Source organism: Cystobacter fuscus (assembly GCF_044360685.1).
Taxonomy (GTDB): domain Bacteria; phylum Myxococcota; class Myxococcia; order Myxococcales; family Myxococcaceae; genus Cystobacter; species Cystobacter fuscus_C.
Genome location: NZ_CP043491.1, coordinates 5,954,250 through 5,967,680, shown reverse-complemented (window position 1 = coordinate 5,967,680; position 13,431 = coordinate 5,954,250). Strand labels below are relative to the sequence as shown.

Below are 13,431 nucleotides of genomic sequence, written 5' to 3'. Positions count from 1 at the left end.
CAGCCGCTGTCCACACGCCCCAACTTCCCTGCCTCTCTCCTCAAGCGAGGGCGGCCTGGGCAGGGGTGTGCCCCACGGGGTTGCACCGTCCCGTGTACTGGCGCGGCGCGCGGCCTTGCTAGCCCCGGCAGCGGCCCTTCTCGGCCTCTCCGCTCCAGCCCTCACCCTCCACATGGCTTCTCTCCCGCCTATACGCCCCCCCACGGCATCGACGAAGCCATCGACCTTCTTTCTCGCGGAGGATGGCTCAACGGGTGGGAGTAGCACCGGCCCCTCCGGGCGATCAGGCACGGGACCGTGCCGAGCAGGAGAAGAGCAGGGTGGGGTCGTGGTTCGCGAAGGGAAACACCCACGCGGACCGTCCCGCCTCGGGTACAGGCTGGGCGCGGTGATGCCCATCGCCTCCGTGAGGTCCGCGATGGACGTGCCCTCGTCCCCCCGCGTCCAGAACACTGTCATCGCCCGATCCAGGGCCTCGCTTCTGTCGAACTCGCGGGGCCGACCCAGCCCCGACTCTCGCTGGGATTAGCCTTTTTCATATCGATCGCTCTGTAATTCCCGTCGCGTCTCCGGTATTTCCATATCGGTCGCTACGAAAAAACGGAGGACGTCGATGCGCACGAGAATGGGACATGGGCTGAGTGCGGTCATGCTGGGACTGTTGCTGGGGGGACAGGCCCTGGCGGACACGCCGGTGAAGGCACCGGTGGAAGCGCCGGCAAAGACGCCGGAGAAGGCGCCGAAGGTGGCCGCGCGGCTGGACGCGGTCATCGACAAGGCCCTGGCCGACAAGCGCCTGGTGGGCATGGTGGTGCTGGTGGCGCGGGACGGGAAGGTAATCTACCACCGGGCCGCCGGAGACGCCGACCGCGAGGCGCACGTGCCCATGCGCGAGGACGCCGTGTTCCGGCTGGCGTCGGTGAGCAAGCCCCTGGTCACCGCGGCGGCGATGGCGCTCGTGGACCAGGGCAAGCTGGGGCTCGAGGATCCGGTGACGAAGTGGCTGCCCACGTTCCGGCCGAAGCTCGCCGACGGCCGCGAGCCCGTCATCACCGTGCGGCAGCTCATCACCCACACGGCGGGACTCGACTATGGCTTCTTCCAGCCGGCGGACGGCCCCTACGCGCGCGCCCGGGTGTCGGACGGGATCGATGAGGTGCCCGGGCTGAGCCTGGAGGAGAACCTGCGCCGCCTCGCCTCGGTGCCGCTCGGGTTCGAGCCGGGGACGCGCTGGAACTACTCCCTGTCCATCGACGTGCTGGGCGCGGTGGTGGCGAGCGCGGGTGGCGCGCCCTTGCCCCAGGTCTTCGAGCGGCTCATCGCCCGGCCCCTGGGCCTGCGTGACACGGGCTTCGTGGCCAAGGCGCCCAAGCGGCTCGCCACGCCCTACGCGGACGGCAAGCCCGAGCCGGTGCGCATGGGGGCTCAGTATGTGATGAACCTGGGCACCAATCGGATGTTCTTCGCCCCGGGCCGGGCGCTCGACGCCCACGCGTACCCCTCCGGGGGCGCCGGCATGGTGGGCAGCGCGGGCGACTTCCTGAAGTTCCTGGAGGCGGTGCGCACCGGCGGCGCGCCCCTCTTCCAGCAGCCCGCGACGGCCACCTCGATGCTCACGCCCCAGACCGGCGCGCTGGAGATCACCAACGAGCCGGGATGGGCCTTTGGCTTCGGCGGCGCCGTGCTCCAGGACGCCGCGAAGGCCGCCACGCCCCAGACCCCGGGAACCTGGAAGTGGGCCGGCGCGTACGGACACTCCTGGTTCGTCGATCCGAGCCGCCGCCTGAGCGTGGTGGCGTTCACGAACACGACCATTGAGGGCATGTGGGGCGCGTTCCCGCGCGAGCTCCGCGACGCCCTCTACGCCGCGCTCCCGGACGAGGCCCCCGCGCGGTAGGGGCGCCCGGCTCAGCCACACGCGCTCGGGCGGGAGGATGGAGACGGGCGCTTCCGCTCCTCGATGTGACGGCCCCCGCTGGGGTGCGCTCGATATTGGAGCACCTGGGCGGCGCGCGGCCTTGCTAGCCCCGGCAGCGGCCCTTCTCGGCCTCTCCGCTCCAGCCCTCACCCTCCACATGGCTTCTCTCCCGCCTATACGCAGGGCACAGCAGGGGAGGCTTCGGGTCGTGAGCACGGCCCGGCAGCCTGGCGCCAACCAGAGCGGATAGACTCGTGCGCCCATGCCCCGCCCCGACGAAGACCTGTTGCTCCTGGAGGACACGCTCTGGCTGCTGGTCACCCCGACCGGCCAGGGCATCTACGACTTCCCCTTCGACCGGCTCTTCGCCTGCCGGCGGCCCTACCAGCTGCCGGAGCGGCTGGTGGCGGTGGCGCGCGCGGGCGCCTGGAGCGACTACGACGCGCGCTACCAGGAGCTGGCGGCCGAGGGCATCCACCTGGTGCACTCGCCCGAGCAGCACCGGCTGGCCACGGAGCTGCCGCACTGGTACCCGCGGCTGGAGGGGCTCACGCCGCGCAGCCTCTGGTTCGACACGCCCCCGGACGCGGACAGCGTGGGACGGGAGCTGGGCTGGCCGGTGTTCGCCAAGGGCGAGCGGCAGACGAGCCGTCACCGCAAGTCGTTGTCCATCCTCGAGAGCCCCGACGACTTCCGCCGGGCGATGGCGGAGTACGCGAATGATCCCATCCTGCGCTGGCAGCGGGTGGTGTGCCGGGAGTTCCGCCCCCTGCGCCGGGTGGAGGAGGGCGCCCCGGACCGCATCCCCAGCTCGTTCGAGTTCCGCACCTTCTGGTGGCGCGGAGAGCTGGTGGGGTGGGGGCCCTACTGGTGGCAGGGCTCGGGCTATGCCGCGAGCGAGGAGGAGCAGCGGGCGGCGCTCGTTCCGGCGCGCGAGGTGGTGGAGCGGCTCGGCGTGCCCTTCCTGGTGGTCGACGTGGCGCAGGAGACGTCGGGCCGCTGGATCGTGATCGAGTGCAACGACGGACAGGAGAGTGGCTACGCGGGCATCTCGCCCTTCACCCTGTGGCGCAATGTCCTGGACGTGGAGCGGGAGAAGGGGCCGCTCACGGGTTCAGGCGGGTGAAGACCTTCCACTGCCCTCGGGCCGCGGGGAGAGCAGGGCTCGCAAGGTCACGACGCCGAGGGCAGTTCGTCCAGGCTCCTCAGGTTCTCCTCGGCCATGCGGCGGTACTGCGGGACAATCTCCACGGCCAGCACCGCTCGCAGTTGATGACGTGCCCCTTCGAGATCTCCTGCTTCCTGACAACGGATCATCCGGTGAAGAGCTTGTGAAAGCCGCTGCTTTCCGTCGTCCATGCGCTTCAACATCATCGCCAGGAGTGCCTCGGTGCCCCCCACGGTCCTGAGAGACTCTTCGGTTTCGGTTTCACTGATGGCCACGGTAGGCGCGGTTCGCCGCAGGAAGTCGCGCAGGTCATCGCGGAGTTCCAGCGATTGGCCCTGTTGAACCCGGAGAGCCAGGGCTCGGATTTGCCCCCATGGGTGAAAGTCCTGTTCGACCTGCCCGGTCAGGAAGATCGTCTCGAATGTCGCCAGATAGTCGAGTCGGATCTCGAGCTGCTCCCGGTAGTGAGAAACGACCTCGGCTGCGAGGGCATCTTCGATCACCTTCCGCGCGTCAGCGAAGTCGCCCTTGTCGCGCAGGGCATCGACTTGGGAATCCACCTTCCCCAAGCGTAGGGAGCCGTCCCGGATACGACGACCGATCTCCCGCAGGAGGGTGGTCGCTGTCGAGACACCGCGCAGGGCGTCTTCGATGTCCCCGGTGCTGATCGTCACGAGTCGGGCGCCTCCACTCAGCAGGGCGCGGGTTTCGTCACTCAGCTCGAGCGCCTCTCCCTGCGCCAGTACTCGCTGCTCCAGTTGCTCGAATCGTCGCCAGACAAGCCGTTCCTCGTCGGTCATGGCTTCTTCTACCGCCTACGCGTAGGTTTGGGCGCGCTGCACAAATCTTGAGGCCATTTTCCTCGTTGCCCCTTGCAACGGTCGAGACAGTTGGAACAATTGCCTGTCCAACTGAGGTCGACGCATCGGGTGTATTGCTCCACGCAGTACTCCCTCCAATCTGGACGTTCTTCTCCGTCGTCGCGCTCCTCCCCACGCTCGGGTACATCAACCCCCTTCAAGGTAGTGGCCTTCGAGGCTTCCTGGAGCACTTCAGCCGCGGTGAGGACCTTCGCGATATCCGCCGCCGATGCCCCACAGCTTTGCTCTGCGGTCGTAGGGAACTTCTTGATGCAGCACTCCATGGAGTTCTTGCAGTCCACGAAGACGGTTTGAGACGGATGCGGTGGCGGGCTCGACTCACACGGAATGCTCGCGAGGAGCGAACACAACCAGAAAACAAACACACCGTCAGCCGATTTCATGGATTCCATGGTACAGCCGTTGGTGGAGATGAGAAGCCACGTCGACCGTGCCCGTCACCCCGCGAACGGACAGATCGGTCGCAAGTACGAGATTCTCTCCGGAACGGCGTCGAACATTGAGCAGTTCGACTGCATCGTCCACTGACTGGGCTATGAGGATCTTGGTTTCCTCTCACGATGCAATTGATTGCAACAGAGCCCGGGCGCGGACGACATCCTCGGCCCGGCGCAGTGGCGCCCCGTGCGAGGGCACGAGGATGGGCTCGCCCTCCAAGGCCTCCAGCAGGGTCCGCGCGATCCGTCCGGGCTCGGTGCACAACACCGTCTTGAAGATGCGATTGATGCGCAACCCCGGAGCGCTGCCGCTCACCCAGAAGGCGAACTTCCAGAAGGGGTGGGGTGGAGGCGCGGCCTGGTTGCCCAACAACTCGTCGATATAGAGCACGGGCCGCGCCCCCCGCAGCACGCGCACCAGGGTGCCACCGTTCTTGGAGCCGAGCAGCTCGCGGAAGACGACCTCGGGAGGGGTGAGCAGCCCGGACAGGTCCGTGAAGGACTTCAGGCCGGGCCGGGTCAGGGCGGCGAGCGCCGCCGAGGGCGCGTAGGAGCGGGCCTCGGGGTAACGGGCCTGCCACGCCGGCAGGCCCAGGTCATGTCCGGAGTGGGGGGCGACGATCGCCGTGACCCGGCCGTGGGCCCCGAGCGCGGCATGGTCCGCGTCCGACAGAACCGGCGGCGGGCTGACCACCGCGAGTTCTCCCGGGTGGAGCTGGACGGCGAACGCGTTGGTGGGCCCGAAGTGACGGACCTCATACGCGTGCACCCACACCCCCGAGCCTTCCAGCACCTCGTTCCAAGCCATGGTCACCCCCCGATGCGGCGGCACTCCCCGCCGCTCAGTGCTTGCCGTACTCCAGCTTCACACCCTTGCGCTGGGCGAAGATATAGGCCTCCATGGCCTTCATCCTCGGGTCATCCTCGGCGAGCGGCTTGCCGCGCACGGGGTTCTCGATGCACCAGTTCACCATGTCGCGCAGCAGCGCCACGCGGCCGAGCTGCACCTGGTACTTCGGATAGGTCTCCGGGTGCGTGTTCGCCCCGTCCGGGTGGCACATGTCACAGGAGATGGCCACGGTGCTGCCCAGCTCCTTGGAGTCATGGAACACCCGGTGGCCTTCCTTCACCATCTGCTCGGCCGAGGCCTTCCACAGCGCTTCGTCCCGGGCGCTGAAGGCTCCATACGTATGGCCCGTCTGCTCGCCGCCTTTCTGCTTCGCGACCCCGGCCGCGTCCGAGGAGGCACTCTCCCCCTGCTTCTTCACGTCCGCTTTGGCGGCCGGGGGAGGCGTGGGCGGCTGGGCCAGCGCCACGCGAGGGGGCACCGGATCCCAGTTCGCCTGGGGGTTCTTGCGATACCACTCCGCCATGAGCTGGTCGGAGATGGCCTGGGCCTGCTTCTTGTCGATTTGCGCGGGGTCCTTCACGCCCTTGACCTCGAGCGTCGTCTCGCCGTCGCACAAGGCGATCACCACGTTGCCCTCCGCCGAGCGGGGAACCTGATGCGTCGCGGGAGCGGGGGAGGTGCCCGGAGTGGACGCGTCCTTCGCGGACGCGGCCCCGAGCGACAGCAGACCGAGGGCGCCGAGCGCCGCGATGCCGGATGTCTTGCGTGCGTTCATGGTGTGGGCTCCTAGTAGGACGGCAGTTTCGTCGCGGCCGGGCGGTCCTTCTTGCCCTTGGACGCGAGGTAGCTGGAGCGGACCGTGACGGGATCCCGGTCCCAGAGGTTGTAGAGCTTGTCCGCCAGCCCCTCGGCGGTCACGTCGAAGCGGCCGTCGCCGCAGCCGTCGAAGTTGCTGAAGGGATCCGCGCGGTTCATCTGCACCGTGAGCGAGGGCAGCCCCTCGGGGGCGTAGGGCCACGGCCACGCGGTGGACAGCATCCCGTGGAACTGGATGTTGCCGATCTGGTTGCTGAGCATCTGGTGCGTGTGGCCGTGGATGACCGTCACGTTCTCGAAGGGCTTGAGCAGTGCCTGGATCTCGTCCGCGTCCTCGGTCCAGAAGTTCCACGGCCGGTAGTATTTGTAGAGCGGCGAGTGGCTGAAGATGATGAGCGGCGTCTTCTTGTCGACCTTGGCCAGATCCTGCTTGAGCCACTCGCGGCCCGCCGCGCCCACCTCGAAGCGCGACTGCACGCCGTTGTCGAGCCCCGCCACCGTCTGCATGCGCTCCTCGGGCGTCATGCCACGCTCGGTCCAGAAGTCCTTCTCGTTCACGCTCATGAGCGTGACGAAGTGCACGCCCTTGTGATCGAACGAGTACTGGGGCTCGCCGAAGTTGGTGCGCCAGTGCTCGCCCATGTCGAGGAACCAGTCGTGCTCGCCCACCATCATGCGCACGGGCGCTTTGACGGCCTTGAGGATCTCCCGGCCCAGGTCGAGCTCCTCCTTCTTGCCCAGCTGCGCCAGGTCACCGCCGAAGAGGACGAAGTCCGGCTGGGGATCCAACCGGTTCACGTCATCCACCGCGCGCAGGATGGAGCGCACGAAGCGATCGTTGAGCTCCTTCTTGTACAGGTGCGTGTCGGAGATGTACGCGAAGGTGAAGCGGGGGCGGGCCGAGGGAGCGGCATCGGCCACGCTGACGAGCTGGAAGCTGTGCGGGGTGATGAGGCTCTTGGCGGCCACGATGCCCGCGGACAGACCGGCCAGCTTCATGAAGCCGCGGCGATCCAACCGGCGCAGGCCCTCGAAGAAGGCGTCGCGCTCCTCGTGGTGTTTCGTCTCGATGCTCTTGATGTGCTTCATGGGTCACTTCTCCGAGGACGGGCCCACGGGCCCATAGAAGCCGCGATCGGCGGGGTTGGAGATGGAGAGATCCGGGCTGACCCCGATGTCGCCGAGGTTGCCCTTCTTGCCCAGGGCGACGGCGGTATCGCGCTCGGGGCGTTTGTTCTTCCGGGCGCGCTGGCTCGCCAGCTCCTTCTTCTCCAGCGCCGCCAGGTCCTCCGACGTGAGCGCGAAGAGGAAGGCCACCAGGTCGTCGATCTCCGGCTCGGTGAGGCCCAGCCGCTGCATGCCCCCGTCGAGGAAGGGGTTGGGGATGCCGCCCTTGTTGTAGTGGTCCATCACGTCCCACAGGGTGGCGAGCGAGCCGTCGTGCATGTAGGGGCCGGTGACGCCCACGTTGCGCAGGGTGGGCGTCTTGAAGCTACCGATGTCGTTCTCGTTCTTGGTGACGAGGAAGCGGCCCATCTCCGACAGGTTGGTCTGGATGGCCAGCTCGTCGATCTGCTTGGCGTCGCCGGTGCGCACCACGCGCAGGGCCTCGGCGGCCAGCTTGGTGAAGTCGTTCTGGTGCGCGGCGATGCCGATGTTGTGGAACTTCTGATCGGAGAACAGGGGGGACACGGCGTTGCCCGCGTGGCAGCTGTTGCAGCGTGCCTTGCCGTTGAAGAGCGCCCACCCGCGCTTCTCCGCCGCGCTGAGCGCCTTGGAGTCACCCGAGAGGAAGCGATCGAAGCGGGCGTTGCCGGAGAACTGCGTGCGCTCGAACGCGGCGATGGCCGTGGCGAGATCCTCGGCGGTGGGCTCGCGGCCGAACACCTTCTGGAACTCGGGGGGGTACTCGGGCAGCCCCTTCACCTTGGCCACCACGGCCTCCACGTCGGGCATGCCCATCTCGATGGGGTTGATGATGGGCAGCAGCGCCTGCTCCTCGAGCGTCCCCGCGCGCCCGTCCCAGAACTGGGTGGCGTTGAAGAGGGCGTTGAGCACCGTGGGGCTGTTGCGCTGGCCCCGCTGCTTCTTGATTCCCTCGGACCGGGGGAGCCCATCCGTGAAGGCGCGCTTGGGATCATGACACGTCGCGCAACTCACCGAATCATCCGCCGACAGGCGTTTGTCATTGAAGAGTTTTTCGCCCAGGGCGATCTGCGCCGCGGTGGGCCGCCGCTCCGGGGGCACGGAGAGCTCGTACAGCACCGGGGAGACCCCCGGGGGAAAGGGTTTCTGGGGCGGCGCGGGCTGCGCCAGGACGGTGCCGCCCAGCGCGAGCACCGCCACACACGTGAGTGCTTTCATGAACACCTCGCTCGGAATGAATCGGATCGCGTGCGTCGTTCGGAGAGGGGAGGGGGCACCCCTCGTTTCAGGGTCCGTGTCACTAACGGGCGCTTTTATTTCCGCATGAACTCGAATCCGGCCTCGGCCTCACGGACAATTGATTGTCTTCAAGAGGTCAGTTCACCCGGCCCGGGTTTTCGCCAGACAACAGAGCCAGGGGGCCGCGAGGAGGGGGCGCCATCGGTCCCCGCGCGGTGCACGCGATGTCGCAGCCCGCCGGGACTTCGCGTGACGCCGCGCCCGTACTGGCATTTTTCCGACAGCCCACCGGTTTGCCTGGGTAGAGTGGGAAAAGCAGTGAAACCCTCCACTCCAGGAGCTTCCACATGAAGCGCATCATCGCTCTCGCCGCCGCCGTGCTCGCCTTGGGAATGGGACTTGCCTCCACGTCCGTGCAGGCCGTGGATTGTCAGCCGCCGTGCTGGAAGGATCCGATCACCGGGAAGATCATCTGCGGAACGCCCTGCCCGTAGGGCGGGCATAGGGCTTCGTTTCCCCGACAAGAGGGGTGACGAAGCCCTCGCGGCAGGGCACGCTTCCTTCATGGCGAGTCCCCTGCCGGAGATCTCCCCCGCCGCTCATCCCGTCGCCTACCTCACGGATGTGGAGGGGCTCTGGGAGAAGCTGGCCAGTTTCTGCCGGGACAACCCCCACGTGTCGCTCGAGCACGGAGGGCGGCTCGTCGTCCGGCCGGGCGCCACCTTCGTCTATGGCGGGGACGCGCTCGACCGGGGCCCCGACGGGCGCCGGGTGGTGCGCACGCTGCTCAACGCCTGGCGCGAGTTCCCCACGCAGGTGGTGCTGCTGGCGGGCAACCGGGACATCAACAAGCTGCGTCTGGTGCGCGAGTTGAACGGGCACCCCCTGGCGCGCACGCCCGAGGAGATGCGCCGCGCGCCCCGGCCCGTGCTCCTGCGGTGGATCTTCGCCAACACCATGGGGGCGCGCGGGGCCTTCGAGTTCCGCCACGCCGAGCTGGCTCGAGAAGACAGCGCCGTGAGCGAGGAGGACGTGGTGGACAGCTTCCTCGAGGACCTGGCTCCCGGGGGCGTGCTGCGCGACTACCTCACCGCGTGCCAGTTGGCCCACCGCATCGGCAACACCCTGTTCGTGCACGGCGGCGTGCGCGAGGAGAGTCTCGGCTTCGTGCCCTCGCGGGGCCGGGTGGAGGGGGTGGATGCGTGGCGGGAGGCGCTCAATGGCTGGTATGCCGGGCAGCTCGCGGCGTTCGCCGAGGGCCGGCTGGAGGGCGGTGTTCCGGACTGGGAGCCACTCATCGCCTACCAGGCCCCCATTCCGGGCCAGCGCGTCAACCCCGCGAGCGTGGTGTACGGGCGCATGGCCGACGCGAACAACCATCCCGGGCTGCCGTCCGCCGGCCTCATCGCGGCGCTCGCCGACGCGGGCATCCACCGGCTCGTGGTGGGGCATACCCCGAGCGGGGATTGTCCCTCGGTGCTGCGCGAGGGGCGGTTCGAGCTCATCCTCGCGGACAACTCCTATGGCCGGGTGGAGGGGGCCTCGCGGGTGTTCCTGCGCGACGACAGCGTGTGCGTGGAGGGCGGCGTGGTGCTGGAGGATGGGCGGCACGAGCAGGTGCGCTTCCAGCTCTCGCTCGAGGACTCCTCCACGCCCATTGGCCGGCAGGTGCTCGACACCGGGCACCTGGTGAAGGGGCCGCTCGCGGGCAGCGGGGACTGGTTGCTGTTCCGCGCCCTGCCCGGGTTCCAGGTCGAGCAGCTCTCCCTGCCCCCGAGCGCGCTCGCGGGCCGTCCCCTGGGGCCCGCTCGGGCCGTATGATGCCCGGCCGCATGCGCCTCCTGATCCTCGTCGTCGTGTGGCTGTTGTCCCCGCTCGCGGCGGCCCAGCCCGAGCTCCCGCCCATCGGTTCGCTCGGGGAGCGCACGCTGCTGGTGTGGGGTGGGGGCCGCACACGCGAGGAGGCGGAGTCCGTCCTGTCGTCCTACCAGGAGCGCGCGGAGAACTGGGCGCGCGTGGTGGAGCTCGGGCCCGGCTTCCCCCGGATCATCGAGGGCACGGAAGTCCCCGGCTTGCGGCCCGGCACCTATGTCGTGGCGCTGGGCGTGTGTGACCGGGCGTCGGGCGCGGAGATGGCGAAGGTGTTCAAGGCACTGGAGCCGCTGGCGACCACGCGCTGGGTGATGTGGGAGGAGGGGGAGCCGCGCGCGTGTCCATCGATGGCGCCGGGCTGGTCGCTGGGCGGGAACGCCCGGGTGTGGGCCAAGGGTGGCAGCCTCGCGGCGACCCTCTTCCGCTCCATCGAAGGGGAGGGCGCGGGGGCACGGCACGGCTGGCTGCTGGTGCTCGGGCTGCTGGGCAAGGAGGACGTCACGACGACGGTCGTCGAGCCCCCGGAAGAGGGCGTCTCGTCGGAGGCGAAGCACCTGAAGGGCGGCCGCAACGCGGTGGTGCTGGAGGAGTGGCTGAAGGATCCGACGTGCGACACGGGGCCGCGCGAGGAGGTGCACGCCCGCACCTGGACCTTCTCCGCGCCCAAGGGCGAGCTGGTGACGAAGCAGGTGAAGAAGCCGCTGCGTCACGAGGACTGCACGCGGGAGCCGGGCGACTGAAGCCGGGGCGGTCAGCCCACGTGGGCGTTGGACTCGGCGAAGTGCCGCTGGATGCGCTCGGCGTCGGCGGCGCGCCCCGCCTCCCGGAGCTTGTCGAGCGCGTACCCGAGGGCCGACTCCATGTCGGACATGGCCCGGTGGGGCATCGGCTGGGGCTTGAGGTGGAAGACGAGGCTCATCGACAGGCGCATGGCCGCGGAGGTGACGATGATGGCGTTGCAGAGCACCCGCTCGCGCAGCAGCTCCTCGTTCGTGTCGAGCCACTCCGACAGCCGGCGGAGCTGATCGCGCGGGGGCATCCCCGCCTGGCGCGCGTCGGTGATGCTGACGTACGGCTCGCCCCGCTCCAGGTAGGACGCGGAGCGGGCGAGGAACTCCTCGAACTGGACGTGCGTCATCACGCCCGCGGGGCGGAAGATGACCAGGGGCCAGAGCGAATCATCGAAGGTGAGGCGGGCACTCATGACAGCTCCGGCGGGGGACGGATCTCGTGAGGGGACTCGGTTGGTTCGGGGGGAAACCAGCCCCCCACTGTAGCGCCGAATGGGTAGATTGCACGGGCGACCTTGCCCATTCTCATTCGGAGAGAATCATGCGCGCGGTGGTGATGCAGCACGAGGAGCACGAGGGACCGGGGATGCTCGGTCCCGCGCTGGAGGCGGCGGGGTTCACGCTCGTCAAGCGCTTCCGGAGCGTCAAGCGCGAGGACGTGGACGCCGAGCTGGTGGTGGTGCTCGGGGGCCCCATGGGCGTCTACGAGGCCGATCGTCACCCCTTCCTCGCGGAGGAGCTCGCGCTGCTCACCGAGCGGCTCGCGTTCTCGCGGCCCGTGCTGGGCCTGTGCCTGGGGGCGCAACTGCTGGCGGCCGCGGCGGGCTCCGAGGTCTTCGTGGGAAAGAACGGCCTGGAGGTGGGCGTGGGCCCGGTGCGCTGGACGAAGGAAGGCCTGGCGGATCCGGTCCTTGGTGGCGTGCGCCCGCGAGCCACCGTGGCGCACTGGCACCAGGACACGTTCAAGCCGGTGCCGGGCGCCACGCTCCTGGCCTCGACGGACCGCTATACCCAGCAGGCCTTCCGGCTCGGTGACTCGTACGGACTCCAGTTCCACCTGGAGCTCACCGCGGACGAGCTCGAGCGCTGGTTCACGCAGGGCGCGGAGGAGCTGACGGAGTTGTACGGGAAGAACGTGGACGAGCTGCGCGCCCAGTTGCCGAAGCTGCATGCGGCGGAGGGCGAGAACCGGGAGTTGCTCGAGCGGCTCGCCCACCACTTCGCCCGGGTGGCCCGCGCCGCCCGCTGAGGCGCCACCTCCCTGGGAGATGGTCCACACTCCGGTGCTTCTGGCTTGCGCGCGCGGGGCCGGAGTGGAAATCAAGGGCCCCCTTTCGCGGAGGTAGTCCATGGAGAAGCGGCGGTTCGGCAATTCCGATCTTCACATCACGCCCATCGGCTTTGGCGCCTGGGCGATTGGTGGTGCGGGCTGGACGTTCGCCTGGGGTTCCCAGGATGATCAGCAGTCCATCCGCGCCATCCAGCACGCCCTGGACCGGGGCATCAACTGGATCGACACCGCGGCGGTGTACGGGCTCGGCCACTCCGAGGAGGTGGTCGCCCGGGCGCTCGAGGGCCGGACGAACCGGCCCTACGTCTTCACCAAGTGCGGACTCGTCTGGGACGACAACCGCCAGGAGCGCAAGGACATCCACCCGGACTCCATCCGCCGCGAGTGCGAGGCGAGCCTGCGCCGGCTCAAGGTGGACACCATCGATCTGTACCAAATCCACTGGCCGCTCGCGGCGGGCTCCCTCGAGGGAATCGAGGCGGGATGGAAGGCGATGGCGGAGCTGCAGCGTCAGGGCAAGGTGCGGTGGATTGGCGTGTCCAACTTCGACGCGAAGCAGATGGAGCTCGCGCAGTCCATCGCGCCCATCACCTCGTTGCAGCCGCCGTACTCGGCCATCCACCGGGACATCGAGAAGGACATCCTGCCGTTCTGCGAGAAGAACAACATCGGCGTCATCGCCTACTCGCCCATGGCGTCGGGGTTGCTGACGGGCGCGATGACGCGCGAGCGCGCGGCGAAGCTGCCCAGGGACGACTGGCGCAGCCGCAGCCCGGACTTCCAGGAGCCCCGGCTGTCGCGCAACCTCGCGCTGGTGGAGCGCTTCAAGGCCATTGGCGCGAAGCATGGGCGCTCGCCCGCGGAGGTGGCCATCGCCTGGACGCTGCGCAAGCCCGTGGTCACCGCCGCCATCGTGGGCGCGCGCAGCGCCGAGCAGGTGGATGGCTTCATCGGCGCCATGGAGTTCCGTCTCTCCGCGGACGAGGTGCGGGAGCTCGAGGGCGTCCTCCCGTAGCCGCAGG

13 protein-coding genes are annotated in these 13,431 nt (G+C 68.7%); 7 read left to right on the top strand and 6 right to left on the bottom strand.

The genetic code is table 11. The features are described from left to right. The first annotated feature begins 613 nt into the window (after positions 1-613). Both F0U63_RS24540 and F0U63_RS24535 read left to right on the top strand, forming a co-directional pair. Positions 614-1,897, top strand: a complete 1,284-nt coding sequence (locus F0U63_RS24540; protein ID WP_395832925.1) for a serine hydrolase domain-containing protein — start codon at positions 614-616, stop codon at positions 1,895-1,897. 283 nt (positions 1,898-2,180) lie between these two features. Next, positions 2,181-3,044: an ATP-grasp domain-containing protein gene (locus F0U63_RS24535; RefSeq protein ID WP_395832923.1), complete on the top strand. Its 864-nt coding sequence runs from the start codon at positions 2,181-2,183 to the stop codon at positions 3,042-3,044. A 47-nt stretch (positions 3,045-3,091) separates the two neighbouring features. On the opposite strand, the gene F0U63_RS24530 is transcribed toward F0U63_RS24535, so the two are convergent. The 5 genes from F0U63_RS24530 to F0U63_RS24510 all read right to left on the bottom strand — a co-directional run bounded on the left by F0U63_RS24530 (position 3,092) and on the right by F0U63_RS24510 (position 8,434). Further along, positions 3,092-3,886: a DUSAM domain-containing protein gene (locus F0U63_RS24530; RefSeq protein ID WP_395832921.1), complete on the bottom strand. Its 795-nt coding sequence runs from the start codon at positions 3,884-3,886 to the stop codon at positions 3,092-3,094. A 636-nt stretch (positions 3,887-4,522) separates the two neighbouring features. Continuing rightward, a complete protein-coding gene (locus F0U63_RS24525) occupies positions 4,523-5,212 on the bottom strand; it encodes a hypothetical protein (protein ID WP_395832919.1) in 690 nt (229 codons plus the stop codon). A gap of 34 nt (positions 5,213-5,246) precedes the next feature. Continuing rightward, positions 5,247-6,029 (bottom strand): c-type cytochrome, encoded by a 783-nt coding sequence (locus tag F0U63_RS24520; protein WP_395832917.1) that lies wholly within the window; start codon positions 6,027-6,029, stop codon positions 5,247-5,249. Between the two features lie 11 nt (positions 6,030-6,040). Continuing rightward, complete coding sequence (locus tag F0U63_RS24515; RefSeq protein ID WP_395832915.1) at positions 6,041-7,159, bottom strand: metallophosphoesterase family protein; 1,119 nt, start codon at positions 7,157-7,159, stop codon at positions 6,041-6,043. 3 nt (positions 7,160-7,162) lie between these two features. Continuing rightward, positions 7,163-8,434, bottom strand: coding sequence for a cytochrome-c peroxidase (locus F0U63_RS24510; RefSeq protein WP_395832913.1), 1,272 nt, complete (start codon positions 8,432-8,434; stop codon positions 7,163-7,165). Between the two features lie 368 nt (positions 8,435-8,802). Between F0U63_RS24510 and F0U63_RS24505 the strand changes: the two genes are divergently transcribed. The 3 genes from F0U63_RS24505 (at position 8,803) to F0U63_RS24495 (ending at position 11,067) form a co-directional block, all read left to right on the top strand. Further along, positions 8,803-8,949 carry a hypothetical protein gene (locus tag F0U63_RS24505; protein ID WP_002632388.1) on the top strand — a complete coding sequence of 49 codons (147 nt, stop codon included), beginning with the start codon at positions 8,803-8,805 and terminating at the stop codon, positions 8,947-8,949. A 70-nt stretch (positions 8,950-9,019) separates the two neighbouring features. Beyond that, on the top strand, positions 9,020-10,276 hold the full coding sequence (locus F0U63_RS24500) for a hypothetical protein (protein ID WP_395832911.1): 1,257 nt from the start codon (positions 9,020-9,022) through the stop codon (positions 10,274-10,276). 11 nt (positions 10,277-10,287) lie between these two features. Continuing rightward, positions 10,288-11,067, top strand: a complete 780-nt coding sequence (locus tag F0U63_RS24495) for a hypothetical protein (RefSeq protein ID WP_395832909.1) — start codon at positions 10,288-10,290, stop codon at positions 11,065-11,067. 11 nt (positions 11,068-11,078) lie between these two features. Here the strand turns inward: F0U63_RS24495 and F0U63_RS24490 are convergent, their stop codons facing one another. Further along, entirely contained in the window at positions 11,079-11,531 is a 453-nt protein-coding gene (locus F0U63_RS24490) for a hypothetical protein (protein ID WP_395832907.1), read from the bottom strand. Positions 11,532-11,659: 128 nt separating this feature from the next. Between F0U63_RS24490 and F0U63_RS24485 the strand changes: the two genes are divergently transcribed. Together F0U63_RS24485 and F0U63_RS24480 are read left to right on the top strand one after the other, a co-directional pair. Next, positions 11,660-12,367 carry a glutamine amidotransferase gene (locus F0U63_RS24485; RefSeq protein ID WP_395832905.1) on the top strand — a complete coding sequence of 236 codons (708 nt, stop codon included), beginning with the start codon at positions 11,660-11,662 and terminating at the stop codon, positions 12,365-12,367. A gap of 100 nt (positions 12,368-12,467) precedes the next feature. Further along, positions 12,468-13,424: an aldo/keto reductase gene (locus F0U63_RS24480; protein WP_395832903.1), complete on the top strand. Its 957-nt coding sequence runs from the start codon at positions 12,468-12,470 to the stop codon at positions 13,422-13,424. The last annotated feature ends 7 nt before the right edge of the window (positions 13,425-13,431 follow it).